The organism is Ammoniphilus oxalaticus, assembly GCF_003609605.1.
GTDB classification, from domain to species: Bacteria; Bacillota; Bacilli; order Aneurinibacillales; family RAOX-1; genus Ammoniphilus; species Ammoniphilus oxalaticus.
The window spans coordinates 190,944-217,906 of the sequence record NZ_MCHY01000006.1 but is presented as its reverse complement, the minus strand read 5'-3'; the positions used below and the strand labels follow the sequence as shown (position 1 = coordinate 217,906).

Here is a 26,963-nt window from a genome sequence, read left to right as displayed (position 1 = left end):
GTCCTTCCCTTCTCAGACGCCTGCCTATTTATTCTCGAGAATAAACGCGGTACCCTTCTTCGGTTAGCGCTTCTCGAGCCCGTTCTAAATCTTCATCGCTCCTAAATGTCACCGTTAACACACCCATTATGTCTTCGCGAATTTCCAAAATGCGAATGTTGGTGATGCTAATTTCCTTTTCGCCGAGCAACGTCGTAATTCGCCCGATCACACCTGGGTGGTCCGCTACATCAACGAACAAATCGTACATGGGAGCGATCGCGCCCTTTTTACGCTCTGGAAATTGATCGCGAAAAGACCTCGCCTCTTGGAAAAAATTTTGAATGCCCGCCCCGTCTGACTCACGCACAAGGGTGATGATTTCATCCAACACTTTTTTCCAATCTTCAGCCAAATCAAGCATCACTTTACGGTTATTGAGCAAAATATCGCGCCACATTTGCGGGTTGCTAGAGGCAATCCGCGTAATATCCCGAAAACCGCCCGCAGCCAACTGATGATACCACGGAGATTCGTCGCTGTATCGCTCGACTTGTTTGACCAATGCCGCAGCGATGATATGTGGAAAATGACTGATTGCCCCGACGATTTGGTCATGCTCAGTTGGGTCCAAAATTACGATATTCGCCCGCGTTTGAGCGAGCAAGGCTTGCAGCGAATCGACTGCCTCTTGCGGAATGCTTTGGTCTGGCGTTAATACATAGTAAGCATTTTCGAACAAGTGATCATGGGCCGCCTCCACCCCAGATTTATGGGAGCCAGCCATTGGATGTCCACCGATAAAGTGAACATTTTTCTTTTGGAAATCGCTTGTCCACTCGACAAGGGTCCCTTTGGTGCTGCCTGTATCAGAAATGATCGCCCCTTCTTTCAATGGCGTATAGCGAAGAAATGAAATGAGTTCAAACAACTTGGCGACAGGCGAGCAGAGGAAAATAAAATCAGCGTCTTGCACCGCTTTAGCCAAATGGGTTGTGCCCTGGTCGATCACGCCAAGCGCTAACGCCTGTTGCAGCGTCTCCTCCTCGACATCGAAACCGATAATTTCTGTCTGTTCATTTTTAATGGCAAGGGCGAGGGACCCTCCGATCAGTCCCACACCCAACACCGCTACCTTCTTTTTCACGTGGCAAGCACCTCACCCAACGCTTGCAAAAAGCCCGCGTTTTGCGCTTCGCTGCCGATCGTCACTCGAATCGAAGTGGGGAAGCCAAGCGGTACACCAGAGCGAATAATGTACCCCTTTTTAAGCAAAGCATCAAAAATTTCGTTACCGTTTTGCCCCGTCTCTACCAAAATAAAGTTACCTTGCGTCCGATAATAGCTCAATCCCAATTGATCAAAACCGCGATACAATTGCTCCCGTCCTTTGTCATTCACCTCGCGGCACGTATTAACAAAATCTTGGTCCGCTATTGCCGCAATCGCCGCAGTTTGAGCGACACTGCTCGTATTAAATGGTTCACGGACCCGATTGATCTTATCGATCACATCCGCTGACGCGACTCCATAACCCATTCGCAGTCCGGCGATTCCGTATATTTTGGAAAATGTGCGGTACACGATGACATTTGGATACTCGTTTAACAAATCAAGCGATTGCGGATAACTGGCATCCGTCACGTATTCATAGTAGGCTTCATCAAGGGCAACAAGTGTCGTCGCTGGCGCTTGATCTAAAAATTGACGCAGCTCTTGTTCAGAAACGATCGTGCCAGACGGATTGTTCGGATTACAGATCCAAACGATCCTCGTCTTGTCATTAATCGCCGCTAACATGGCCGGCAGATCATGCCTTCCATCCTGCAACGGAACTTCAATCACCTCAGCGCCTTCAACCGTTGAAGTTGTTTTATAGACGGAAAAAGTAGGCGTAGCCATGACGGTGTTCAAACCTGGCTCCAAATAAGCGCGGGTCGTCAACATTAATAGCTCGTCCGATCCATTCCCAAAAATTAAGCGATCCTCGTCCACCCCAAGAAAAGCGGCTAGTTTCGCCCTCAATTCCATGCTTCCCCCATCTGGGTAGTAGGCTAATCGGTCTAACAACGGCTGAAGCGCTTCTTTTACGCGCGGCGAACAACCGAACGGGTTTTCATTCGACGCTAATTTTACAATTTCCTTCAGCCCTAATTCTGCTGTTACTTCGCTAATCGGTTTACCCGGCTGATAGACAGGCAGATCAACGATTTGTTTCTTTGGAATCATATCTCTCACTCCTCGCGCTACAGTTTACATTTCTTTTTATCTTACTCCAGACATGAGGGTTTGCACAAATGTTTTAAGCTCCGCCAACGCTTGCGGCCGCTTTGCTTCATCACGCAACATCTCTTCGCGCTGTTCAATTTCACGCACAATCGCGCTGCCGACAATCACGCCGTCCGCATGTGAGCTTAATTGATCCACTTGTTCTTTCCGAGAAATACCAAAGCCAACCGCGACAGGCACTTTCGCGAGCGCGTTCACCTCATCGAGAAAATCGGATAAGCCAGCGTCCAGCTCGCTTCTCGCCCCTGTCACCCCTAAAGAGGAAACACAATAAATGAAGCCGCGCGCGTTTTTCACGATCTTTTCAATGCGTTGCTTGGAGGTCGGCGCAACCAGTGAGATAAATGGAATATCAAAAGAAGACGCCAATTGCTCTAATTCTGCGCTTTCCTCAACCGGTAGATCCGGCACAAGCAACCCGTCAAACCCGGCTTTCTTCATTTTTTCTAGCAAGTTGTCATAGCCGAATTGCAACACGGGATTAAAATAGCTAAACAACACGAGCGGGATTTCAAGGCCGCGTTCACGCATCGTCGCTCCCAACTCAATACAATCTCCGAGTGTAATCTTATTTTTCAACGCCCGTAAAGACGCTTGTTGAATCGTCGGTCCATCCGCCAACGGATCAGAATAAGGAACGCCTAATTCAATGATGCCCGCTCCCGCTTCTTGCAACGCTAAGCAAATATCAATCGTCGCCTCTGGGGTCGGATCGCCCGCTGTAATAAACGGCATCAACAAAGGCAACGGTTTTTCTTCGAAGATCGCTTCAATACGGTTCTGCTTTGTTTGTTTACTCATCGGCTTTTCCTCCTAAATGACGTTGAATCGATTCGACGTCTTTATCTCCTCTTCCCGACAAGCTAATCACGATCAAATGCTCAGGCGGTAAACTTGGCGCGAGCTTGATTGCTTCCGCCACCGCGTGAGAGCTTTCAAGAGCGGGAATAATTCCTTCAGTTTTACATAATATTTGCAAGGCGTCTAACGCTTCCTTGTCCGTAATCGGATGGTAAGTCGCCCGGCCCGAATCTTTCAAATAAGCGTGTTCAGGTCCAACACCTGGGTAATCCAATCCAGCGGAGATTGAATACGGTTCCTGAATCTGCCCATGCTCATCTTGCAATAAGTACGTTAGTGAGCCATGGATTACTCCTTTGCGTCCTTTCGCAAAGGTCGCCGCATGCTGATCGGTCTCAACCCCTTTACCAGCCGCCTCAACCCCGATCATCCGCACGTTCTCATCTTTCATAAACGGATAAAAGAGTCCCATCGCATTGCTGCCGCCGCCAACACAAGCGATTAACGTATCCGGTAAGCGTCCTTCCGCCTCCAAAATCTGTCGCTTCGTTTCATCGCCAATCACGCGTTGAAAATCACGGACAATCATCGGATACGGATGCGGTCCAACGACTGAACCGAGTAAGTAAAACGTATCTTCAACATTGGACACCCAGTAGCGAATCGCTTCATTTGTCGCGTCTTTCAACGTTTTCGTGCCTGACAACGCAGGAATCACTTCCGCCCCTAACAGTTCCATTCGAAACACGTTGAGCGCTTGGCGACGAATGTCTTCTTCGCCCATGAACACTTTGCATTCTAAGCCTAGTTTCGCCGCGACTGTCGCTGATGCGACCCCGTGTTGGCCCGCCCCTGTTTCAGCAACGATTTTCGTCTTACCCATTCTCTTGGCAAGTAACCCTTGTCCCAAGGCATTGTTCAATTTATGCGCCCCTGTATGCACAAGGTCCTCACGTTTCAAATATATTTTTGCCCCGCCTAAATGCTCAGTTAAACGATCTGCGAAATAAAGCGGCGTTTCCCGTCCCGCAAAATAATGAAGATATGATTGTAACTCCTTATAAAAGCTTTCATCTTTCTGGACCGCGCGATAAGCTTGCTCTAATTCTTCCAACGCGTTCATTAATGTCTCGGGTACGTACTTCCCCCCGTATTCTCCAAATCTACCGATTTCGTTTGGAACTGTTGCCATACCGTTTCACCTTCTCAGCCAAAGTTTTTATTTTTACAACATCTTTCTTTCCATCCGTTTCCACACCACTCGCCAGATCAACGCCATCGATTGCATAATGAGATAGTAAATCTGTCACGTTCTCCGCTGTAATCCCGCCCGCGACAAGCAACTGAACGCCATGTTCATCACACCATTCCCGATAGCGCCCGATTTGCTCCCAGTTAAACGCTTTACCTGTTCCGCCAGCCAACTGGGGATCATACGTATCCAACAACGCATAGTCGATCACCGCTCCATACGCCTCTGGCAAAGCGGTCGATCGCCCCTCTCCGACGTGAAACACTTTGATCAAATCGACTGAACAGGCTTGTTTGACCTGCTCGCAAAAAGAAGGCGGTTCGTGACCATGCAATTGAACCGCGTCTAAACCCGCCTTTTGAACCGCCGCAACGACTTCCTCGAAGGTCGGATTGACCCACACCCCGACCTTTTTCATCCCAGTCGGAACATGCGGGGTCAATTCGGCTAGCTGCTCCACCGTAATTTGCCGTTTGCTCGGAGCCAGGATAAAACCGACATAATCAACAGCTTGCCCCTGTAGCTTTCGAACCCCATCAAGATCTTTAAAGCCGCAACATTTTAGCTTTAGACTCATCAGTCAACCAACTCTTTGACCGCGACCGTAATGTCTTGTTGACGCATAAAGTGCTCGCCGACTAACACACCACGGGCTCCAAGTCCCGCTAAATAATCAATATCTTCTCGCGAACGAATCCCGCTCTCACTAATCACAGGCAGGTCACTTGGAATGAACGACATGAGACGCTCTGTCGTTTTTAACGTCGTTTCGAACGTCTTTAAATCACGATTGTTAATCCCCAGCACCGATGGTTTCGTATGCGCCAATGTTTGTTCAATTTCTGCTTCGTTATGCACTTCAATCAACGTATCCATCCCAAGTTCCGCGGCCAAATCCGCCAACTCGCTTAACTGACGCGGTTCGAGAGCCGCGGCGATCAGTAAAATGCAATCGGCCCCGATTAGGCGCGCTTCGTACACTTGCAATGGATCGATGATAAAATCTTTTCTAAGTAAAGGAGTTGTAGGGATCTCCCGTTTAATCGTCGTTAAATAGTCATTATTTCCCTGGAAAAACTTCTCATCTGTCAATACGGACATCGCTTCTACGTTGGCGTCCGCATAGGCCTGAGCTAACGCAAGCGGATCAAAATCAGGGCGAATCACGCCTTTAGACGGCGAGGCCTTCTTCACCTCGGCAATCACGCTCACTTTTCGCTTACTTGATAACAATCTATCCACAAATGGCAACGGAGCGGCAACCGCGCCGAGCGCCTCTTCGATCTTACCGTGATCAAGCCGCCTTTTCAAGCTTTCTACTTCTCGTCTTTTTTCTGCAATAATCTTATGAAGCATGAGAGATCCTCCTTGTGAAGCCGACTAATTCATCGAGCTTTTGTGTAACTAATCCATCATCTATGAGTTGCCTAGCAAGTTCAACGCCTTCTGCCAACGATCCGCATTTCTCCGCTAAATATAACGCGGCGGCGCTATTGACGAGTACAATATCGCGATCGGCGCCTTCCGCTCCCGCAAAGACTTGGCGGATGATTTCCGCGTTTTCATCGGCATGACCACCGGAGATCGACTGCAATGAATGAACGCCAACATTCAATTGCTCGGGCGTCACGCGATAGCTAAAGATTTCGCCGTTTTTCAATTCAACGATTTTGCTTGGGGCGCACACGCTAATTTCATCAAGCCCGTCTTCTCCCGCAACAACCAATCCACGCGTTAAACCCAGTTCGCGCAACGCATACGCCACTTTTTCCGCTAAGCTCGCATCATAGACCCCGATAATTTGGCGGTCTGCGCCCGCTGGATTGGTCATTGGACCTAGTAGGTTAAATACGGTGCGGAAACCAATTTCACGTCGCGTTCCGACCGCATGTTTCATCGCCTGATGATACAATGGAGCGAACATGAAGCAAAGGTTCGTTTCTTCTAAACAACGCGTCGCTTCTTCAACGCTTAACTCAATATGCACGCCAAGCTTCTCGAGCACATCGGCGCTGCCACTGCGACTTGAAACGGCTCGATTGCCATGTTTGGCAACGCGGGCTCCGCCTGCCGCCGCGACTAAAGCAGACGCCGTTGAAATGTTAAACGTGTTGCCTCCATCGCCGCCTGTGCCGCATGTATCAATTAAGTTTTCGGTTTGGGCCTGCAATTGCGTCGCGTGAGAGCGCATTGACTGGGCAAACCCCGTCAACTCCTCGATCGTCTCGCCTTTGATCCGCAACGCAGTTAAGAAACTGCCTAACTGGGCTGGCGTAGCCTCCCCTTGCATAATCAGGTCCATCGACTCTCTCGCTTCTGCTCTACTCATATGTTCTAAGTCGACTACTTTATTTAGCAGCGCTTGAAACATGCTCATCATCCTCCTCTAATCTCTTAATCTGTTTTGCAACCTGAATCGCCCGAATCAATGCTTTCGCTTTATTTTCCGTCTCCTCAAATTCGGTTTCTGGCACAGAGTCGGAAACGATGCCCGCTCCGGCCTGAATATAGGCTTTCCCGTTTTTGAAGATGATCGTGCGGATCGTAATGCAAGAATCCATATTACCCGTAAAACTAAAGTAACCAATCGCTCCCGCATACGCATTACGGGCCGTCTGTTCTAATTCCGCAATAATCTCCATTGCCCGTAATTTGGGCGATCCGGAGACCGTTCCCGCTGGGAAGCAGGAGATAAGCGCGTCGAATGCGCTTTTGTCTGGATGTAACTTCCCTGCCACATGGGATACGATATGCATTACATGCGAGTATAACTCGACTTCTAAATACTGCTCGACATTCACGCTACCCGCTTTGCAAACACGCCCGATATCCTCTTTGCCTAACCCGACTAACATGTCATGCTCGGCTCGTTCCTTTTTATCAGCGAGTAATTCTTCGATCAACTTCGCATCTTCCGCTTCTGTTTCGCCTCGTTTTCTCGTTCCCGCAATCGGTCTCGTCTCTACTCTGCCTTCTTCAACGCGGACGAGTAGCTCAGGCGATGTCCCTACTAATTTTTCATCTTGCGAAAATTGCAAGTAATACATATAAGGCGAAGGATTCAAAGAGCGCAACACACGATACACATCCAACGGCTGCGGCGGTTCCGCCACTTCAAAGCGTTGCGAAACAACCACTTGTGAAACGTCGCCCAATTTGATGTACTGTTTGGCGCGATCAATCATCTGTAGAAATTCCGCTTTCGTCATGTTCGAATTTACTTCAATCGGTTCTATCTGTTCTGGCATCATGTATAGATCGCGAGATTGTTGATCCGATTTGCGAATGTTTTGGGCCATCTGTCGTATCCGCGCGCAGCAATTATCATACTTTGCTTGGATGGTTTCCGCAGTATCGTTTGCCTCGACATGCACGTGTTCAATCACTTGAATCTCCTGCTTTAAATGGTCAAACACGATCACCGAATCAGCAAACATAAACTTCACATCATCCATTTGCAAGTCGTTATCTGGACTGACGGGCAAATCTTCAAAGTACGTTAAAATATCAAATCCAAAGTATCCGACCGCGCCGCCTGTAAAACGCGGGGTTCCCGACAAAACCGGACTCCGATATGCCGCTAGCGTGTCACGCAATAGATACACCGGATTGCCTTCTTTTTGTTCGAGCCGCCCGTCGCGATGCTGGATCTTCGTCAGCCCTTGCTTCGTTTCAAACGTTAATAACGGGTGTAAGCCGATGAATGAATAGCGAGCCCAACGCGAGCCGCCTTCTACACTTTCTAATAAAAAGGAACCATCACGTTGTAATTTCTGATAAATGCTAATCGGTGTCTCTTGATCCGCCATAAACGTCATCCGAATCGGAATTAAATTGTAATCGTGATAAAGGCTTTCAACTTTTTCTAATGAGGGATAATACATAGGGCCACCTCTCCTTTTATGAATGCCGCTTGAGAAGTGGAGTGAGGGAATAGGGTGAGGTCTTTATGGTTTTTAAAACAAAAAAAAGTCCAGGGACCTTTGGAATCCTGGACTTGATATGTATAGGAAATAGACTAGATGACACACGGGTCCTCTAATCATTGCAAACATATCAGACTCTACTCTTCCTCAGCTCAACTAACTTCTCTACTCTCAGCTCAACTCATTCTTAGATTTAGTTTATTACAACTAGCTTTATGCTGTCAATACATTTCTTTACATCGATCCGCCTGTTTTTGTTAAATCAGGTCGCAATTTCACAGCCTCGCCTAAAAACACATGACGCACTTGATCCGCTCCGACATCTGTATTGACGAGCAGCATTAAACGAATGCAGCGCGGCAAACTGCCGGGAACGGGAATTTCAGTCGAACACATCAACGGAACCAACTCCCAACCCTGCAATGCCCGAATCGCTTTCGCGGGAAAATCCGCGTTCAGATCCGTCGTTACCGTAACGAGCACCGAGGCGACGTCATCCGCTTGAAAATCATTTTCACGAATAATTTCCTCCATCAATTCACTAGTCGCCTTTAAAATTTCTTCTGATCGATTTTCGTTCACCGTTGTCGCTCCGCGTATGCCCCGTACACCCAACTTACTCCACCTCTTTACATATTTTCAACGTTTCAATAATATCCGCTTCATCTACATTTTCGACGATCTCCACCGCGCCGATCGCTGTTGGCAACACAAACACGAATTTGCCGTCTTTGCCTTTTTTATCGTGACGCATTGCGGCCAAAATATCGTCAATTGCAAATGCCGACGGTAATTGAACAGGGAGGTGGTATTGTTTTAAAAGGGAGATCGTCCGTTCGGCCACACGGTCCTCCGCTTTCGTTAAGCCAATCCGTTCCGCCAGCAATGCCGCCGCCACCATCCCGATCGATATCGCTTCACCATGAATCAGCCCGCCATAGGACGAGATCGCCTCAAGGGCGTGTCCAAATGTATGGCCCAAGTTGAGGATCGCTCGTAAGCCTTGCTCACGCTCGTCATTGGAAACGACTTCCGCCTTGATCGCGCAGCCTTGTTGAATCGCCTCTTCGATGAACGGAGATTCCAAGGAGAGTAACGAGGATGCGTTGTCGCTTAACCAATTCGTAAACGATTCGCTCCAAATCAGTCCGTGCTTTAACACTTCCGCAAAACCGGCATAGATCTCCCGTTTGGGCAACGTCGTTAACGTTTCCGTGTCGTATAAAACGAGGCTCGGTTGATGAAACGCCCCGATAATATTTTTACCGAGCGGATGGTTGACCGCCACTTTTCCGCCGACACTGCTATCGTGGGCGAGCAACGTGGTCGGAATTTGGACAAACGGAACCCCGCGCATGTAAGCCGCCGCGCAAAAGCCAGTTAAGTCCCCGATCACTCCTCCGCCTAACGCGAGGAACACAGAGTTACGATCCAGCCCTATCTCGAGCGCTTTACCCGTAATTTCTTCTAAATAGGCTAGACTCTTCACTTGCTCTCCCGCGGGAACGATATGATAGCCGCAACGATAGCCCGCCTGCTCCAATCCATTGACGACCTGTTCCAAATAGAGCGGGGCAACATGTTCATCGCTGACGATAAATAATGTTTGTCGCGGCTCAATCCCGCGCGCCGCCAACTGTTGCGGTAGCTGACGAAGCAGACCTTTACCAATCAAAATCGGGTAACTTCGCTCACCTAAATCAACCGTCAGCTGGTTCATTAGCGGCTCTCCAAATAACTCGCGTATTGGGCAACGCTCTGTTTCATCTGCTCTAAGTTATCGCTATGGAACGTCTCAATCATCGCTTTTGCCAATTCGATTGTGACAACCGCTTCGGCAACAACCGCCGCCGCTGGCACCGCGCAACTATCAGATCGTTCAATCGTCGCTTCGAACGGCTCTTTCGTCGCTAAATCAACGCTTTGCAATGGCTTGTACAACGTTGGAATTGGCTTCATTACGCCGCGCACAACAACCGGCATTCCCGTTGTCATGCCGCCTTCAAAACCGCCCGCTCGATTGGAACTGCGATAAAATCCGCCCTCTTCGTCCCAAACGATCTCATCATGCACTTCTGAACCGGGTCTTGCGCCCGCTTCAAATCCGATTCCAATCTCGACCCCTTTGAATGCTTGAATACTCATGATCGCTTGGGCAAGACGCCCGTCTAATTTGCGATCCCATTGGACATGACTGCCCAATCCAATAGGCAAGCCTTCCGCGATCACTTCAACAATCCCGCCTAAGGAATCCCCTTCCGATTTTGCTTTGTCGATCAAGTCCATCATTTGTTGGCCCGCTTCAGGATCCAAACAACGAACCGAAGAAGCTTCCGCCACTTCGATCAAATCCGCTAACGGCATCTCCATCTCTTTCGCTTCAACGGATCCGATCCGCTTCACATGACTTCCGACGCGAATGCCAAACTGTTCTAGCAATTGTTGGGCAACACCCGCGACCGCAACGCGAACCGCTGTTTCGCGCGCGCTTGACCGCTCTAAAATGTTGCGCATGTCCTCTTGATTATATTTTAAAGCCCCGTTCAAATCTGCGTGACCAGGTCTCGGTTTTGTCACCTCACGTTGAAGTTCTTGTCCTTCAGCTAACGGTTCAACGCCCATAATATGTTCCCAATGCGTCCAATCTTTATTTTCTACGATCAAGCAGATCGGCGCCCCTGTCGTCAATCCGTGACGCACGCCAGCAACGATCCGAACTTGATCCGTTTCGATTTGCATCCTGCGACCGCGACCATGTCCTTTTTGTCTGCGTTGCAGCAGCGTATTAATCTTATCGACACTGATCGGCACATTGCTCGGCACTCCCTCAATGATTGCGGTCAACTGAGGGCCGTGGGATTCTCCAGCTGTCAAATATCTCATCCAATTTCCTCCACCCTTTAACGCTTTTAAGCGCCATATTATTTATGTGCTATTATAGTATAGCTATGTCGAAAATGGTAGTATTAAAGTTGAAAAGAACATCTTGACAAGGTCGCGCCAACTTGATTAGCTACGTTAGTAGTTCTTCCGCTGTTCCATCGACGGGATCTTCTGTATAAGTCTTTTATTATAGTAATGAAAACTTTCGCCTAGCAGAATCGAACAGATTGTTCCACTCGCCAACTGCCATCCGACCGACTCCGCGGCGTAGTGGTAAGCAAACGATAAGCCGGTAAATTCTCCAAGAATAATCCCAGCAAGCATAAACATGGCGTAACCTGCTCCTGCGGCTTGGGCCTTATCCATGATCCGTGATTTAAACATATATGCCGCTCCCCGTTGATAACAAAGGTACGTCGCTAACAAGACAATCATCAAATTAAACATGTGGCGCACTCCCTCCTCGTCTCTACTTTTCCCTTATTCCGGCAATTTTCGATAAAAAAAGGTGTCTTCGGGTTCAAATAAATAACGCTTCGGTTGAAAAATTTGTTCAGTGCTGCCGACGAAGAACACGCCGCCAGGTCGAAGCGCCTGACTAAACTTTTCATAGAGCGTGTGTTTTGCCTCTTCCGTAAAATAGATCATCACATTTCTGCAAACGATCAGATCGAAACCCGTTTCAAACGAATCCGCAAGCAAATTATGACGTCGAAACCGAACCGCTTGCTTAATTTCATTAGAGACATGATAAAGTTGTTCCCGCTGTTCAAAATATTTTGCCCGCAGCGGTTTCGGACATTCCGCTAAAGAACGCTCTGGATAAATCCCTTCCTTTGCTCGCTCGAGCGCCCCACGATCAATGTCCGTAGCTAAAATATCCACATTGCGTAAACTCGTCAATTGTGTCAAGCCCATCGCCAGCGAATACGGTTCTTCGCCTGTTGAACAGGCCGCGCTCCATATTTTTAATCTCGGTTTCTCACGTAATAGACGGGGCAGAATTTTCTTCATCAATATTTCCCAACGTGAATAATTTCTGAAAAATTCAGATACATTGATCGTGATGCGATCTAATAGTTCATCGTATAGCTCTTGATCCGCGGCGATTGCTTTTAAATAGCTTGAAAAATCATCATAACCTCGTTTGTTTCGAAGCGAAGTCAGACGTCTTTTCATTTGCGCTTCTTTATATAAAGAGAGATCAATCCCCGTTTTATTCTTCACTTGCGCGATAAATTGCATAAAATCCCGTTCTGCCATTTGCCTCACCTTTCATTCCTGTCCACACCCGTATTTTCTATCTTGCTTTCTTTAATTCTACACAGCTGGAAGAAACTCCTTCATGAAATGAAAATAAGGTAATTTTTGTTAATGGCTATTCAATAATCTTACACAAATAAATAGAAAAGGCCGCCCATCAGACCATCGCTATGATCTTCTTTAGGCAGCCTTCTATTCAGCGGACGCTTGTCCCACTTTTTAGATTGAAGTAGGCAGCGCTGCTCCGCTCCATTGTACTTAGATCCACTTACTTAGCGTTTTATCGTAGCTTGTTAGATCTTGATCCGTAAACCATAATCCCATTTCACGTTCCGCGCTTTCGGCTGAGTCAGAACCATGGATGATGTTCATCCCCACGCTGATGCCATAGTCGCCGCGAATCGTGCCAGGCGCCGCTTCAGACGGGTTTGTTGTTCCCATCATCTGACGAGCCGTTGCAATGACCCCAGGCCCTTCCCAAACCATCGCAAAGACAGGACTTGACGTAATGAAATCAACCAGTTCCCCAAAGAAAGGACGCTCTTTATGTTCACCGTAATGTTCCTCAGCTAGTTCTTTGCTGACAGACATTAATTTAGCGCCAACCAATTGAAATCCTTTTTTCTCAAAACGTGTAACAATTTCGCCAATCAGGTTACGTTGCACCCCATCAGGCTTGACCATAATGAATGTTTTTTCATTTGCCATTGTGTAGCACCGTTGCCAAAAACGAAAAAGTCAATCTCCTGTTTCATTAAAAACAAGAACCGTGTTTGGCTAACGGTTACACCTCCTTCAATCGTGTTCGTCATGTATTTTTGTAAAATATATGGACTTATGTATGTGATCTATTCGACGACCAAACGGAAGTATTCCGAATAGATCTGTTTCGCTTTCATCTATGTGATTTTATCAAATCGTCTCTATGAAAAGCAAATAAATTCAACTATGTTTCCCTTTTTCCAATAAAATTAGCAATTTCATCTAATGATTCCTTTGCGGAACCATCTGACAGCGACGCTAAACAAGCTTTCGCTTTCAAAATATAACGATCCGCCAACTGTTGAGCAAACTCGATCCCTTCACTGTTAGCAATTCGTTCAATCGCCTCGCTCATCTTCGCCTCGGAAATGATTAGCTGGTCCTTGTCCGTCGTTTGAACGGGTTCCATCATCTCGCGAATCGTCGTCCCTAACGGGGTTGCGTGGTAACAATACAGGGCGGGTAACGTAATGTTTCCCTGGCGTAAATCACTGCCGGCAGGTTTGCCCAATTTCTTTTCGTCGCCGACAAAATCTAGAATATCATCGGTAATCTGAAAAGCCATACCGACATAATAACCATAACGGTACAATGCGGTCACGACAGACTGCGGCGCTCCAGCTACGATCGCGCCTAATTGACAGCTGATCGCGATCAACAACGCCGTCTTTCGTTTGATGCGGCGCAAATAATCGCGCAAAGATTGATCCCAATGATTAAAATCGCGAATCTGATTAATTTCGCCGATCGTCATCTCCATGATCGCCTTGGACAAGATTTGGTGGACTTTAGGATTTTCCAACGTCGTCGCCATCAAGAGCGCTTCCGCAAAAATATAGTCTCCCGTATACATCGCAATCTTATTGTCCCACATCGCCTTCACCGTTTGCTTCCCTCTGCGCTTTTCCGCGTCATCAATAACGTCGTCGTGCACAAGTGAAGCCATATGAATCAATTCAAGAGCGACTGCAATATATTTCAACTTCGTTCGATCGTAGTCGCCAAACTTACCGGACAGCAACACAAAAATGGGACGAATCCGCTTGCCTCCGGCCTTTAATAGATGATTGGACGCGTCGTGCAACAAAGGGTCCTTTGTCGTAATCGCTTTTTCCAGTTCATTCTCAAGATACTGTAGGTCATTCTTCATTTGAAAAAAAATATCGGCTAGTTTCATACGGTCACCCTAGGTTAATTTCACTTTGGGGGCTTGTCCCCAGACCTCTACTTCCGTTGCGTGAGAAATAAGACCTAACTCCTGCGCGCATTGAAAATAATATTCCAAGCCCTGCTTTTGCTCTAAACCAAAATCATGGCCTAAACCTAAAAAATATTGCCGCCAAAAACGCTCTGTTCCGCCATGTTTGCGTAAAACGAAGTCAATGATTTCTCCAATCTGCTCCGTCCCTTGTTGCTTGGCCCGCAAAAATTCGGCATGAACTTCTTGTAACGCGGATCTTTTCGTTTCAATCGCGTTTTTGCGGACACACCATAGCGCAAAGGTCATCCACATCCCTGTATGGTTATACCATAACTGACCTAAGTCGTAAATATAAGGCGCGGGTTCATTCCATTTCGCGTGAATGGCATGATCGCCAATCAACAAAGCGGCATCAGCTTGCTCAAGCATCGTCGAAATGCGCGGAGACATCATCTCATAAGTCGGTTGAAACCCTTCAAACTTTTCCAAAATAATCTTTAATAAATTAATCGATGTCGCTGATGTATTCGTCAGCGCGATCCGCGCCCCATCAAGACGAGCCAACGGCCGTTTACTAAATAAAAAGATCGAACCAACAGGTCCTTTGGCGCTAACGGACAAACCATTGAGCGTTTCGTATTTACCTGCATGTTCCGCGTAAGTAAAAGCGGAGACCGGGCCTAAATCGATCGATCCTTCAGCCAGTAAGCGATTCAATTCGGCAGGAACCGCTTCGACAAACGAAACCTTTGACTCCAATCGTTGCTCGCGAAAAAAATAGGTAACTGGAAGCACATTTGAATAGGCGTTAATCCCAATTCCCAACCGCTCCCCCATCTGTTACTCCCCCCATCTTGTAAACAAAGAATGAGGAACTCCAAGTGTGTCGAGCGTTTTCCCAACCACAAAATCAACGATGTCAGCCAGCGTTTCAGGTTTTTGATAAAAACCTGGCATAGCTGGTACAATCTTAGCCCCAATTCGGCTCAATTTCAACATATTTTCTAAATGAATCGCATTGAGCGGGGTTTCGCGAGGAACGATCACTAGCTTCTTGCCCTCTTTTAGCATCACATCTGCGGTTCGTTCCAACAAATTTCCTGAGGCCCCTTGGGCAATCCCGCTTAACGTGCCCATTGAACAAGGAACGATCACCATCGCGTCAGTTCGATAAGAGCCGCTCGCGATCGGGGCGGTAAATTCGCGCAACCCATGGTAATGCAACTCACCCGCGCCCGCTTGTTCAAAATGTTCAGCCAGAATTGCGTCTCGATCACTTGTATTCCAATCCAATTCTTCCTTAAAAACTTGCCAGCCCGCTTCCGTCACGATCAAATGAACCTTATGATCGCGCTTCAACAATTCCTGCGTTAACCGCGCCCCGTAAACGACTCCGCTTGCGCCTGTGATCCCAACTGCAAAGATTTTTCTCATGAGAAAACCACCAAGTCGAGTAAAGTAAACACAAACACAACAACACTGAGCACGCCATTCATCGTAAAAAAGGCTGTGTTCAGTTTCGATAAATCGGTTGGGGACACTAAGCTATGTTCATAGACTAAAATCAAGGCCGCGACAAGCACACCGAGCGCAAACCACAGTTGCAAACCGGCCATAAAATAGATCGTAATAAAGCCAATGACTGTCAACACATGAAGCCAGCGGGCCATTAGCAACGATTTCGCCAAGCCGAAGCGTGTCGGAATTGAATACAATCCTTGCTCCCGATCAAACTCCATATCCTGACAAGCGTAAATAACATCGAATCCCGCGGTCCAAAGGGCAACTGAGATAAATAAAATCACGCCAACCTTATCGATCCCGCCTGTTGTTGCTACCCAACCGCCAAGCGGCGCCAGTCCAATCGCAACTCCTAATACGAGATGGCATGTCCACGTAAAACGTTTCGTGTAAGAATACAACACGAGCGCAAACACCGCGAGCGGCAACAATTTAACAGCAAGCATGTTTAACTGGAACGCGGCAACAAACAATAACGCAAACGAACCGATAATAAAAAGGTAGACTTCTTTCACAGAGAGAAGCCCAGCTGGAATCGCCCGTGTCGCTGTGCGCGGATTTCCGGCGTCGATCACACGATCGATCACCCGGTTCAGCGCCATCGCCGCGCTGCGAGCCCCAACCATCGCCATCGTGATCCAAAACAATTGAGCGCCAGTCGGCCACTCGCCCAGAACGACAAAACTTCCTAAGATCGCTCCCATATAAGCGAAAGGCAACGCAAAGAGCGTGTGTTCAAACTTGATCATTTCTAAAATAATTTTGAGTTTGTTCATACCTAAACTCCTCTTCTAAGCCCGTCCGAAACGCGCCACTGGTGATTCATTCTTTGCTGGCAGCCCTGCATCAATTGTACCATTTCTTCGCGGACATGATGCAGATTCGTAAACTTTAGTAATTTTTGCAACTTTTCGAACGCTTCCTCATAGCTTTGCTCAAGTAGATCATGCGCTTCATCGAGATTGACTTCATACGCGCGATTGCGCAAAAAGCGCGGCGCAACCTGTCCGATTCGGCTTTCCTCTAACTCCACGATCGATCGCTCTATCATGACGACCGATTCCATGATCTCTTTCCAGATCGGACTTTTCCCAAATCGGGTGTAAAAACCCATATATAATGAAGCGTCAATTTGATGTTGCATATAAAAACTAAGAGCCACATTCATATTTCTCGTCGTATAAAGCTTCGTTTTCAACTCATTAATCTCGCTAACGGCGAGCGCCAAATGACGTATCAGTCCAATGTCCTCAATTTCAGACAATAGAAAGTAGTATTTGCTGCTGTAATAATCGCCCGCGAGCACAGACAACTGTCGTTCACGTACCCCTCGTTCCGTCGTCTGTGGAAATAAAGTCACTTCATCGTGACAATCTAACCCCATTTGAATTAAGATCGTCGGCACTAAGTAATCCTTAATCTTGTCCATCGGAACACCCGAATCTTGTAGAAATAGAAAGAGTATTTTCATCCTCAGCATCGGAATTGATGGAACCTCGACATATCGTTGCACAAATTCGCACTCCGCCTGTTTTCTTACCTCACTCAAGATATCAAAGAAGTCTCCGTTAGGCCGTTGACTAACTTGTTTCATATGCTTTTCCCCCAAATAAACAATGTTTACAGTATATCACACTGTAAATGAGTTTTACATAATGTTTATTATAACTTTATGGGTATCATTTTTAAATCTCATTGTATGTTATCTTTCCAATGCACCCCATAGGAAAGCGTTGTATATTCTTGTAAAAATGTTTTTTTCTGACGTGATTGACCCAATGCCGCTTCTAATTCTTCTGATCGTTCGCTCGATAATGCAATCAGTACTTCATCTTCCCCTTTATCCGTATATAAAATTCGAACATAAAGACCTTTTACATTCGTGGTTAATGTATAAGTCGCTTGCAGGACGGAAAAAAGGTCGTCATAAATCTCTTCAACATAAATCGGCTTTTCTTTATCGATTCGATAGTTGATAAACAAATTATCATTCTGCCATTTTACTTGTGAAATAGGAAGACGGGTATCGAATGAGGATAACACATTAACAAAATTATCTTCTTTTAATTCATAACGCTTCATAGGTTGAAAAACAGCCGTATGGCCTTGTTCTCGGTCCAGTTCCACTGTTGGTAAAAATGATATGACCAGGGCCAGCATGGTGGCCAGACCGATCGCAACGATTAAGTTTCGCGTTAATATCATGCCTAACCCCTCCTCTCCTATTATTCTACTGCGAGGAAAGGGGCAGTATGATCAATTCAAAAAATAAAAAAGCAGGCATCTGTGAACTAAACCTCAAAAGTTAGCTTTGAAGCGCTAACTTTTGAGGATCACATCCTTGCCTGCTTATTCTTATCCTCACTCTATAAGTCTTTTTCGTCGGTCGTTTCAATCGGTCCAAATTTCGTAAAAATCGTCGCGTTACCTCTGATCTTTACGGCTGAAGTATGCTCTGTAAACTGGGCGATCATCACTTCACCTTTGTCCAATTTTTCCGAATGATGAAATCTCGTGTTTTCTCCTCGTGTCAAGCCGATTACATTTACACCATTTTCCTTCGCCTTGATTACAAAATAATCGTTCGTTTCAGCCACGAGCGCGTCCCCCTTGCAAGACCATTTGTTATTATTATACCTTTTTATCGTTCGGTCTAGCTATTTTTCCGCAAATCTTTTGCTAATCTTTCATTAAGCTAAAGACTTCTGCCCGAGCCGCCGCGTCTTTTTCGAAACAACCGCGCACAGCGGACGTCACCGTCTTCGAACCTGGCTTTTTCACGCCGCGCATCGTCATGCACATATGTTCCGCTTCAACCACGACTGCCACGCCATACGGTTGCAATTCATCCATGATCGAGTTAGCGACAACAGACGTAATCCGCTCCTGCAACTGTGGGCGTCTGCAAACGGCCTCTAACGCGCGGGCCAACTTACTTAGGCCAACCACTCGCCCGCCCTTTGGAATGTACGCGACATGCGCCGTTCCAAAGAAAGGCACCAAATGGTGTTCACACGTTGAATAAAACGGGATATCTTTAACGAGAACAAGTTCCTCGTGTTGTTCACTAAAGATCACTTTGAAATATTCGGTTGGATCAATAAACATTCCCTGAAAAATCTCTTCGTACATTCTTGCGACCCGAGCGGGGGTCTCGATCAGTCCTTCACGGTCCGGATCTTCACCAACCGCTTCCAAGATCATTCTAACAGCTTGCTGAATTTTTTCATGATCTACAGCCATGCTCTCTTTCGCCTCCTACCTATAGCCAAAAAACAATGGTATTATCATAGCACTGAACGTTCGAAATTGCAAAAACTTACACGTTTCGAGGCCAATATGCGATTCATTCACAAATACATATTAACAAAAGAGTACGTTACTGATAAAATGAAAGTTGGTATTTTCATTATATGCATCGTATAAATCGTTTCTAGACGAGAACCAATATGGAGCCACCTCGGCTTGAAAGTAGGGAGAATAACATGAATAAAGGATTAAAATGGGTTTCCATTTTAACCACGATCGGTATGTTTATCGTTTTAGTGATGGGCGCGCTCGTCACGAAAACGGGATCAGCGGACGGTTGCGGGAACACGTGGCCGCTCTGTCATGGTAAATTTGCGCCGCTCGCTAGCTTGGAGTCATTAATCGAATACAACCATCGACTCGTCTCAGGTATCGTCGGATTGCTCGTCGCTTGGCAATCAATCTGGGCCTGGAGAAAGTTAGGTCATGTGCGCGGAGTCAAGTTTTTCGCTTTCTTCGGATTTTTCCTCACCTTTGCCCAAGCTTTACTCGGAGCCGCCGCAGTCATGTGGGGACAATCATCCGCCGTATTAGCGTTACACTTTGGCTTATCTTTGACGGCCTTTGCCAGCGTCTTGTTGTTAACCATCCTCGTATATGAAACGAGTTGGTTCAAAGAAGCCGCGTTACCGCCCGTCTCAACCGGTTTAAAAATTGGGATTTGGTCGTTGACAATTTACTGCTATATTGTCGTGTACCTGGGGGCATTCGTCAGGCACACGCAAGCATTCGGTTGTTACGCTTGGCCTAAATGCACAGACCAATGGATTCCAGCGCTGACAGGTCCCGCCGGTTTCCAAGTTATCCATCGAATCGCCGCCTTTTTATTTCTTGTGTTCATGGTCGGCGTCACCGTTTATATGGTACGAAAAGTTCAACACCGCAAAGACCTCGTTGTCGCCTCAATCTTGTCGCTTGTTTTAACGATTGGACAAGTGCTTAGCGGCGCCTATGTTGTATTAACCGGCATTTCATTATTTCCATCTCTATTGCACAACATGATCATCTCCGCTTTGTTTGGCGTACTCTGCTACCTCTGCTTCCAATCGTTGGATCAGAAACAAAAAACGGGTGAGGGACTGCAACCTATACAGGCTGATTCTAGCGGGCAAACACTGAACCCATCGATTCCTTCCGTTGGAAAAGAGGAACCGATCAGCGGCTAATGAGTGATCGGATAAAACCGTGACGGTAAAATAAAGAGAAAAACAGAGGCTAGACTCCTCATCCCCACTCCGTGGCGCGATGGTCGGGTCTTGACCTCTTTTTTTTGTTCACGGATGAAAAAAAGCCGATGATTTCATGCCATCGACTTTTGATGTAATTTTTTATTAAACGCCGCCGTGCACAGCATCCTTCAATGACTTCCCTGGTTTGAACGCTGGCACTTTGCTTGCAGCGATTTCAATTTCTTCGCCTGTTTGCGGGTTACGTCCTTTTCTCGCGGCGCGTTCGCGCACTTCAAAATTTCCAAAACCGATTAATTGTACTTTATCACCGGTTTTTAATGTTTCCTCTATCGCCCCAAAAACCGCGTCAACCGCTCTGGACGCATCCTTTTTCGTAAGTTCCGCCGTCTCAGCGACGTAGGCAATCAATTCTGTTTTATTCATCGTTTTACCCTCCTCAATAATCAAGCTTGTCTTATTACTACTGTCTGCCCAATTTTAAGGAGTTTATACTAGATTCTTTTTAAAAAACTTAATCGGGATGGATACAAGAGTCGCAAAAAGAGGCGAGATGAGTACTCATCAGACCGATGATGACCCACTTTTACAAAATACCAATCGGTGAGGGTACTCATCGATAAAACGAGAACGATGTAGTGGTCTAAAATCCCGTTACAACGACGGCCAAATCGTTTCATAGAATGTAGCGGGAGTTCTGACCTTTGCAGTCGAAAAACGAACCGAAAGCCACTTCTTCTCATCTGTAGTGGTCTAAAATCCCGTTGCAACGACGGCCGAATCGTTTCAAAAACTGTAGCGGGAGTTCTGACCTTTGCAGTCGAGAAACGAACCGAAAGCCACTTCTTCTCATCTGTAGTGGTCTAAAATCCCGTTGCAACGACGGCCGAATCGTTTCAAAAACTGTAGCGGGAGTTCTGACCTTTGCAGTCGGAAAACGAACCGAAAGCCACTTCTTCTCATCTTTAGTGGTCTAAAATCCCGTTGCAGCGACGTCCGAATCAATTCGAAAACTGTAGCGGGAGTTCTGACCTTTGCGCGAGTGGACAGCCCCTCAATCTTGCAACGGCTCTTCAGAGTCGATTTCCCATTTGTCCTTCATTCCGTGAGTATCTTTATACATTTTAATAAAGGAATTTAGTTGAATATAAATTAAAAGTAGTACTCCAAAAATACCTCCTAACAGCGCCCCAAAGTAATAGGTAGCATTTAATCCTATAAAGCAAAAGATAGCGATCACTAAGATACTGACAATCGTAAGCATTTGAACCTCCCTTTTACACCTTTCTTACAGTGTTTTGCTATTTAAAAAATTGTATGCGGATGTTAGTAAAACAAACACGAGTCGACCTTCGAACGCGCCCAATCGATCTCCATCAGCGAATTGCCATCCGCCATCGCGCACTCTCCCACCCGCGACAATACAAAAAAGGTTGATCCCGCTTTTCGCTAGGATCAACCTGTCTGGTTCACACGAGTCTATAAGATGATGGCGATTAAGCCGCCGGAACCTTCGTTGATGATGCGTTGCAATGTTTCTTGCAATTTATATCGCGCATTTTCTGGCATCATGCCCAATTTGGCTGAGATGCCTTCATTGACAATGGAGCTGAGCGATCGGCCAAAGATGTCCGAATTCCAAATGCTAAGCGGATCGTCCTCGAAGTCTTGCATCAGGTAACGAACGAGCTCTTCGCTCTGTTTTTCCGTGCCGATAATCGGGGAAAATTCCGATTCGACATCGACCCGAATCATGTGAATCGACGGAGCGGTCGCTTTCAACCTGACACCAAAGCGGCTGCCTTGACGGATGATCTCCGGTTCATCCAAAGCCATCTCCTCAATAGAGGGCGGCGCAATTCCATAGCCCGTTTGACGGACCATATTCAAAGCGACGGACACCCGATCGTATTCCTTTTTAGCAAAGGAGAATTCTTGCATCAATTGCAATAGATGATCTTTGCCGCGGATTTCGACGCCGACAACTTCCTTTAAAATCTCGTCGTATAAATGATCGGGAGCATACAAGTCGATCTCGGCGATCCCTTGCCCCATATTCATATCGGACAAAGCCGCTTTTTCGATAAAGTCATATTCAGTGAACTGACCAACGACCGCATCCACATCGCGTAAACGCCGAATTTCTTGGACAGTCTCTCTGACACTTTCCTCATAATTTTGACGAAGCCAATGGTCCTCATGTAAGACCATCACCCAGCTTGGTAAATTAACGTTCACTTCATGAACTGGGAATTCGAACAACACTTCTTTTAGTGTCGTCATGATATCGGATTCAACCATGTCATCCACGCTCACCGTGAGCACGGGCACATCATACTTTTCGATCAACTCTTGACGCAATTCTTGCGTCTCCGCGCGATCTGGATGCACGGAGTTGACGACGATAATAAACGGTTTGCCGACTTCTTTTAACTCTGCGACAACACGCTCTTCTGATTCAATATAACCTTCACGCGGAATTTCGGCTATCGAGCCGTCTGTCGTGACGACAACGCCTAGCGTGGAATGATCTTGGATCACTTTGCGCGTTCCAATCTCTGCCGCTTCCTCAAACGGGATAGGCTCGTCATACCAAGGGGTATTGATCATCCGCGGACCATTTTCATCTTCATACCCTTTTGCGCCATTTACCGCGTACCCAACACAATCGACCATACGTACGTTAATATCCAATCCTTCAGCCACATGAATTTCAACTGCCTGATTGGGAACGAATTTAGGTTCGGTCGTCATGATTGTGCGTCCTGCCGCGCTTTGAGGCAGTTCATCCTTTGCGCGGGAACGATCTGACTCATTGACTATATTCGGTAGAACCACGAGCTCCATAAACCGTTTGATAAAAGTTGATTTACCCGTTCTAACCGGACCTACAACTCCTATGTAGATATCTCCGCCAGTGCGCTCAGCGATATCCTTAAAAATATCGACTCGTTCCACTATACTTACCTCCCTTTCGATAATGGGTGCTAGAATTCAGTTAAAATATGATGACGTTATAATATATGAGATGAATCGGTCATTATGATTAATGTTCCGCTCATCCAATAAAAAAAGAGCAATTGGCTTGTGGCGCAATTGCTCTCGTCCCTCGCGCCCCATTGCCTTTTATACAGTCTATGGCATGGACTACGCGAGTATGACTCGTATTTTTATGTTTTGTGGTTTGTTTAATTCGTTTCAGCTAGCCTAATCTCGCCGTCACGAAGCGCGTAAGCAAAGGATTTTGTCGGCGCATATAGTGAATGATCTGGGATTAGATCGCGAAGCTCGGTCCGCGTTTCCAGCTGTTCGTTGTTGCTGGCGCTGATCTTGTCCAAGTCCGTTTGGTAATCGATCCCAACAACCCCGTCCGCAGATAGAATGATCGGCAGCGGATCGCCTGTGATTGGACTGACTACCGTCGTTTTATCGTTACTAATACCGATCTTCTTAAAGTCAATTTCTTGATAGCCGGACCCGCCTGGATACGGACCCGCAATCGGCATTTCTTTCTTCGTTTCAAGATAAAATTGAATTTTCAATTGAATCGTGGCCACTTGATCCGCTAATCTCAGATCGATTAAGCGAACCGTCGGCTCTACTTCTACATTCGTCAACACAAATAAATAAGGTCCGCCCTGTTCAAATGCCCCACCTGGGATATACGGCATGTAACGCTGATTAAGTTTTTGAAAATCAAGCGGGTATTTCTCATAAATAGGCGTGCTCGCGTCTCGCGTCACGATCGGTAATACGCCCGTCTCCGTCTGATAGGCTTCAACCGCGTCCTGAACGAGGGATACTTGTTGTTCAATTGGCAATTGATTTTCCATGCGACGCTCCTGCGGGTACATGCATCCCGTTAACAGCAACGCCAGCGCCATGCTGAAGGCGAGCCATCGTACGCCGTTTTTCAACCCTTTCATTCTTCTGTCTCCTCTTCTACCGATTGTTTCGATGATCTGTTTCTATTTACGATTGATTTCCATGTGTTTTCGATAATGGATACCTCACACCGTTCAAAGACGCGCGTTTGACAGGCAAGCCGAATTCCGACGGCTAAGTCCTCTTCGCTTAACAACCGCTTTTCTCGCGGCGAAGGAAACGACACACCGTCTTGATCTGACAAAATTTGAATTTTACACGTCGTACAGGATCCTTTTCCCCCGCATCTATTGTTAATGTAGACCCGATTTTTCAAAGCGGTCTGCAATAAAATTTCACCCTTGTTAACGGAAACGACTTTCCCTTTTGGTTGAAATGTAACGGATGTTTTCATAACAATACGGCTAGGATAAGCAGAAAGGATGGTAAAAGTAAGATAAATGCAATGAAGGAAACGCTGAAACGGAAAAATCCGCGTAATTTTTTACGAGCGAATACGATCAAGACGTTTGCTAAAAACATCAAGCCGATCGCCACGAGCGATGCCATCTCCTTATCCACAGTAGCTACTCCCTCTTTCTATGAATTAAATTCGATTAAAATCTCTCCTATTATAGCATATCTCGACTGCAAAGAACCTTTTGGGCAAACATCGAATACGATAGAAAAGAGAAAGTTGTATGTTTTTTTTGAGAGGAGTTTTCAATATGTACTTAAATCAACAGCTTTGGAGAAAACCGCAATCGTCGAAACGCAGAAGAACTCCAGGCCCCGCGCCCCGTCCCAAGCCGATGGCGGCGAAGCTAGTCTCTCCGAAGCAGGATCCCAGTCAAACGAAACATTCGCTCCTCACGATCCGAAATCAAATGAGGGGGTTTCGCGAACAGCTTGAGCAAATGGAAAAAACGATGGATACCCTTTTTCATGTGATGGATGCGATTGAAAAGTTAAACAGCCCGAGCAAGTCAAGCGGCAATCCGAGCAATCTACTCAAATCTTTTCAAAATATCGATTTTAAACAGGTGATGAATCTCTTGCAATCTCCGCTCGTGCAAGCATTAGTGGAGACGATGGTGGAAGAAGAACCGACCAAAAAAGAATAAAGAATGCGCGGACTTGGCTCTTACTGTCTTCTTCAGAGATGGTAAAAGCCTTCTCTCGTTTTTAGGCCAAAATTAAAAAGAGGTCACGGTAGTTTCCCGCGCCTCTTTTAACTGTACCTTAGCCCTCGTTAAAGGCTTCGTTATTTAGAACCCAATATCATTCTATGTGGACAGTGAATAGTCCGTAACATCGCGAATAGCCCATTCTCGCTACGAAAAATCTATTTATCTAAATTTTTGCTCATTAACGAGAGCAACGTCTTCATATCTGCATTTTGAATATCGTTCTTCTTTAAATACTGTAAAATGCGCGCCTCTTTTTCTTTGCTCAAATTGACATTGGCCAACTTCGACACTTGACGAATCAAGCCTAATAACTTTTCTTCATTGCCTAACGATTTTCGGTCGACTTTATTCGCCAATGCTTCAATTTCTTTCGCATCGATCGACGCATTCGTTTTTTTCTGTAATTTATCAAACAGACGTCTTCTAAAATCTTTTGACATGTTGTGGGGGCCTCCTCCTTATAAGTAGGTTCACCACCATGTTATGAGGAGACGCCTAGTTTTGTGCGAGGTCTTCCATCTCATGCTTTTTTAAACGGCCCATTAGATCTTCGACGGCGTTACGCGGGCATTTATCGGCGAACAGGACGTTATACAATTCGCGCGTAATAGGCATCTCAACTCCAAGGCTTGTTGCCAATTCATAGGCCGCCTGGGTCGTTTTGACCCCTTCGACAACCATCCCCATTTCGTCCAACACTTGTTGTAAGGAGTTGCCCTTCCCTAGCAGGTTGCCCGCTCGCCAATTCCGGCTATGTTGACTCGTGCAGGTGACGATCAAGTCGCCTACACCCGCTAATCCAGAAAAAGTAAGTGGATCCGCTCCAAGACGAACACCGAGCCGACTAATTTCCGCTAAACCCCTTGTCATTAACGCCGCTTTTGCGTTATCGCCAAACCCAAGTCCATCCGACAAGCCCGCCCCTAAAGCGATAATATTTTTCAAGGCGCCGCCTAATTCAAGGCCAACCACATCGGGATTGGTGTACACCCGAAAATACGGGCTCATAAAAATGTCCTGCGCTTCTTCCGCCGTCTCGATTTGATCCGCCGCAACGACGACCGTTGTCGGCGACTGACGACTCACCTCTTCCGCATGACTCGGTCCGGACAAGACCACCAACCGATTATGTAAAGCGGACGGTATTTCTTCCTTTATAATTTCTGACATGCGCTTATGTGTTTCTAATTCGATTCCCTTGACCGCATGAACGAGCAACATCCGCTCGCTTAAAAAGGGGGTCGCTTGGCGCGCCGTTTCGCGAATGCTATGCGACGGAATTACAAATAAGATCATCGCTTTCCCTTCAATGGCTTGTTGCAAGTTCGTCGTTGCCGTAATCGTTGACGGCAACTCAATCCCAGGCAAATAACGCCGATTCGTATGCTGACTTGTGATTTCTTCCGCCTGCTGTTGTCGCCGCGTCCAGATTGTCACCTCATGTCCGTTGTTCGCCAACACCGTCGCTAGCGCCGTTCCCCAACTGCCCGCTCCAATCAAACCGATTTGCATTGCTTTCCCAACCCCCATTTCCAT

Annotated in this window: 32 protein-coding genes; 2 read left to right on the top strand and 30 right to left on the bottom strand. The window is 46.7% G+C overall.

Going from position 1 to position 26,963, the window contains the following annotated elements:
• Positions 1-28 precede the first annotated feature (28 nt).
• The 22 genes from BEP19_RS03185 to folE form a co-directional block, all read right to left on the bottom strand.
• On the bottom strand, positions 29-1,126 hold the full coding sequence (locus BEP19_RS03185; RefSeq protein WP_120188389.1) for a prephenate dehydrogenase: 1,098 nt from the start codon (positions 1,124-1,126) through the stop codon (positions 29-31).
• Positions 1,123-2,208, bottom strand: a complete 1,086-nt coding sequence (gene hisC / locus BEP19_RS03180) for a histidinol-phosphate transaminase (protein ID WP_120188388.1) — start codon at positions 2,206-2,208, stop codon at positions 1,123-1,125. Before hisC ends, BEP19_RS03185 begins: the two co-directional genes overlap by 4 nt.
• 36 nt (positions 2,209-2,244) lie before the next feature.
• Positions 2,245-3,069: a tryptophan synthase subunit alpha gene (gene trpA / locus BEP19_RS03175; RefSeq protein WP_120188387.1), complete on the bottom strand. Its 825-nt coding sequence runs from the start codon at positions 3,067-3,069 to the stop codon at positions 2,245-2,247.
• The gene (trpB, locus tag BEP19_RS03170; RefSeq protein ID WP_120188386.1) at positions 3,062-4,261 is read right to left on the bottom strand and encodes a tryptophan synthase subunit beta; all 1,200 of its coding nucleotides are present in this window, start codon (positions 4,259-4,261) and stop codon (positions 3,062-3,064) included. The genes trpA and trpB overlap by 8 nt, the downstream gene beginning before the upstream one ends.
• Positions 4,233-4,898, bottom strand: coding sequence for a phosphoribosylanthranilate isomerase (locus tag BEP19_RS03165; RefSeq protein WP_120188385.1), 666 nt, complete (start codon positions 4,896-4,898; stop codon positions 4,233-4,235). The genes trpB and BEP19_RS03165 overlap by 29 nt, the downstream gene beginning before the upstream one ends.
• Positions 4,898-5,677 (bottom strand): indole-3-glycerol phosphate synthase TrpC, encoded by a 780-nt coding sequence (trpC, locus tag BEP19_RS03160; RefSeq protein ID WP_120188384.1) that lies wholly within the window; start codon positions 5,675-5,677, stop codon positions 4,898-4,900. The genes BEP19_RS03165 and trpC overlap by 1 nt, the downstream gene beginning before the upstream one ends.
• A complete protein-coding gene (gene trpD / locus BEP19_RS03155; RefSeq protein ID WP_120188383.1) occupies positions 5,667-6,692 on the bottom strand; it encodes an anthranilate phosphoribosyltransferase in 1,026 nt (341 codons plus the stop codon). Before trpD ends, trpC begins: the two co-directional genes overlap by 11 nt.
• Positions 6,670-8,205, bottom strand: a complete 1,536-nt coding sequence (trpE, locus tag BEP19_RS03150; RefSeq protein ID WP_120188382.1) for an anthranilate synthase component I — start codon at positions 8,203-8,205, stop codon at positions 6,670-6,672. Before trpE ends, trpD begins: the two co-directional genes overlap by 23 nt.
• Positions 8,206-8,481: 276 nt before the next feature.
• Complete coding sequence (gene aroH, locus BEP19_RS03145) at positions 8,482-8,862, bottom strand: chorismate mutase (RefSeq protein ID WP_120188381.1); 381 nt, start codon at positions 8,860-8,862, stop codon at positions 8,482-8,484.
• Position 8,863: 1 nt separating this feature from the next.
• Positions 8,864-9,967, bottom strand: a complete 1,104-nt coding sequence (gene aroB / locus BEP19_RS03140; protein ID WP_120188380.1) for a 3-dehydroquinate synthase — start codon at positions 9,965-9,967, stop codon at positions 8,864-8,866.
• Complete coding sequence (gene aroC / locus BEP19_RS03135) at positions 9,967-11,130, bottom strand: chorismate synthase (RefSeq protein WP_120188379.1); 1,164 nt, start codon at positions 11,128-11,130, stop codon at positions 9,967-9,969. The genes aroB and aroC overlap by 1 nt, the downstream gene beginning before the upstream one ends.
• A 135-nt stretch (positions 11,131-11,265) precedes the next feature.
• Positions 11,266-11,577 (bottom strand): hypothetical protein, encoded by a 312-nt coding sequence (locus BEP19_RS03130; RefSeq protein ID WP_120188378.1) that lies wholly within the window; start codon positions 11,575-11,577, stop codon positions 11,266-11,268.
• A 33-nt stretch (positions 11,578-11,610) separates the two neighbouring features.
• Entirely contained in the window at positions 11,611-12,393 is a 783-nt protein-coding gene (locus BEP19_RS03125; RefSeq protein ID WP_120188377.1) for a CheR family methyltransferase, read from the bottom strand.
• Positions 12,394-12,651: 258 nt separating this feature from the next.
• Complete coding sequence (gene ndk, locus BEP19_RS03120; protein WP_120188376.1) at positions 12,652-13,101, bottom strand: nucleoside-diphosphate kinase; 450 nt, start codon at positions 13,099-13,101, stop codon at positions 12,652-12,654.
• A gap of 238 nt (positions 13,102-13,339) precedes the next feature.
• Positions 13,340-14,332 carry a heptaprenyl diphosphate synthase component II gene (gene hepT / locus BEP19_RS03115; RefSeq protein WP_120188375.1) on the bottom strand — a complete coding sequence of 331 codons (993 nt, stop codon included), beginning with the start codon at positions 14,330-14,332 and terminating at the stop codon, positions 13,340-13,342.
• 9 nt (positions 14,333-14,341) lie between these two features.
• A complete protein-coding gene (locus BEP19_RS03110) occupies positions 14,342-15,193 on the bottom strand; it encodes a menaquinone biosynthetic enzyme MqnA/MqnD family protein (protein ID WP_120188374.1) in 852 nt (283 codons plus the stop codon).
• 3 nt (positions 15,194-15,196) lie between these two features.
• A complete protein-coding gene (locus tag BEP19_RS03105) occupies positions 15,197-15,790 on the bottom strand; it encodes a UbiX family flavin prenyltransferase (RefSeq protein WP_120188373.1) in 594 nt (197 codons plus the stop codon).
• Positions 15,787-16,653, bottom strand: a complete 867-nt coding sequence (locus BEP19_RS03100; RefSeq protein ID WP_120188372.1) for a UbiA-like polyprenyltransferase — start codon at positions 16,651-16,653, stop codon at positions 15,787-15,789. The genes BEP19_RS03105 and BEP19_RS03100 overlap by 4 nt, the downstream gene beginning before the upstream one ends.
• 2 nt (positions 16,654-16,655) lie before the next feature.
• Entirely contained in the window at positions 16,656-17,471 is an 816-nt protein-coding gene (locus BEP19_RS03095) for a heptaprenyl diphosphate synthase component 1 (protein ID WP_120188371.1), read from the bottom strand.
• A gap of 98 nt (positions 17,472-17,569) precedes the next feature.
• A complete protein-coding gene (locus BEP19_RS03090) occupies positions 17,570-18,082 on the bottom strand; it encodes a hypothetical protein (RefSeq protein WP_120188370.1) in 513 nt (170 codons plus the stop codon).
• 161 nt (positions 18,083-18,243) lie between these two features.
• Complete coding sequence (gene mtrB / locus BEP19_RS03085; RefSeq protein ID WP_120188369.1) at positions 18,244-18,474, bottom strand: trp RNA-binding attenuation protein MtrB; 231 nt, start codon at positions 18,472-18,474, stop codon at positions 18,244-18,246.
• A gap of 82 nt (positions 18,475-18,556) precedes the next feature.
• Positions 18,557-19,120, bottom strand: coding sequence for a GTP cyclohydrolase I FolE (gene folE, locus BEP19_RS03080; RefSeq protein ID WP_120188368.1), 564 nt, complete (start codon positions 19,118-19,120; stop codon positions 18,557-18,559).
• Positions 19,121-19,362: 242 nt separating this feature from the next.
• Here folE and BEP19_RS03075 point away from each other — a divergent pair, with 242 nt between their 5' ends.
• Entirely contained in the window at positions 19,363-20,352 is a 990-nt protein-coding gene (locus BEP19_RS03075; RefSeq protein WP_170145235.1) for a COX15/CtaA family protein, read from the top strand.
• 165 nt (positions 20,353-20,517) lie between these two features.
• On the opposite strand, the gene BEP19_RS03070 is transcribed toward BEP19_RS03075, so the two are convergent.
• The 6 genes from BEP19_RS03070 to BEP19_RS03045 form a co-directional block, all read right to left on the bottom strand.
• Positions 20,518-20,817, bottom strand: coding sequence for an HU family DNA-binding protein (locus BEP19_RS03070; protein WP_425452721.1), 300 nt, complete (start codon positions 20,815-20,817; stop codon positions 20,518-20,520).
• Positions 20,818-21,427: 610 nt separating this feature from the next.
• Positions 21,428-21,637: a hypothetical protein gene (locus BEP19_RS03065; RefSeq protein ID WP_120188365.1), complete on the bottom strand. Its 210-nt coding sequence runs from the start codon at positions 21,635-21,637 to the stop codon at positions 21,428-21,430.
• A 215-nt stretch (positions 21,638-21,852) separates the two neighbouring features.
• Positions 21,853-23,331, bottom strand: a complete 1,479-nt coding sequence (spoIVA, locus tag BEP19_RS03060) for a stage IV sporulation protein A (RefSeq protein ID WP_120188364.1) — start codon at positions 23,329-23,331, stop codon at positions 21,853-21,855.
• A gap of 230 nt (positions 23,332-23,561) precedes the next feature.
• Entirely contained in the window at positions 23,562-24,299 is a 738-nt protein-coding gene (locus tag BEP19_RS03055; protein ID WP_120188363.1) for a hypothetical protein, read from the bottom strand.
• A complete protein-coding gene (locus tag BEP19_RS03050; RefSeq protein WP_120188362.1) occupies positions 24,296-24,652 on the bottom strand; it encodes a 2Fe-2S iron-sulfur cluster-binding protein in 357 nt (118 codons plus the stop codon). Before BEP19_RS03050 ends, BEP19_RS03055 begins: the two co-directional genes overlap by 4 nt.
• The gene (locus BEP19_RS03045; RefSeq protein ID WP_245983273.1) at positions 24,649-24,819 is read right to left on the bottom strand and encodes a DUF2768 family protein; all 171 of its coding nucleotides are present in this window, start codon (positions 24,817-24,819) and stop codon (positions 24,649-24,651) included. Before BEP19_RS03045 ends, BEP19_RS03050 begins: the two co-directional genes overlap by 4 nt.
• Positions 24,820-24,965: 146 nt before the next feature.
• Here BEP19_RS03045 and BEP19_RS03040 point away from each other — a divergent pair, with 146 nt between their 5' ends.
• A complete protein-coding gene (locus BEP19_RS03040; RefSeq protein WP_120188361.1) occupies positions 24,966-25,361 on the top strand; it encodes a hypothetical protein in 396 nt (131 codons plus the stop codon).
• Between the two features lie 221 nt (positions 25,362-25,582).
• Here BEP19_RS03040 and BEP19_RS03035 read toward each other — a convergent pair whose 3' ends face one another.
• Both BEP19_RS03035 and BEP19_RS03030 read right to left on the bottom strand, forming a co-directional pair.
• A complete protein-coding gene (locus tag BEP19_RS03035) occupies positions 25,583-25,867 on the bottom strand; it encodes a stage VI sporulation protein F (RefSeq protein WP_120188360.1) in 285 nt (94 codons plus the stop codon).
• A 55-nt stretch (positions 25,868-25,922) separates the two neighbouring features.
• Positions 25,923-26,939, bottom strand: coding sequence for an NAD(P)H-dependent glycerol-3-phosphate dehydrogenase (locus tag BEP19_RS03030; RefSeq protein ID WP_120188717.1), 1,017 nt, complete (start codon positions 26,937-26,939; stop codon positions 25,923-25,925).
• Positions 26,940-26,963 lie beyond the last annotated feature (24 nt).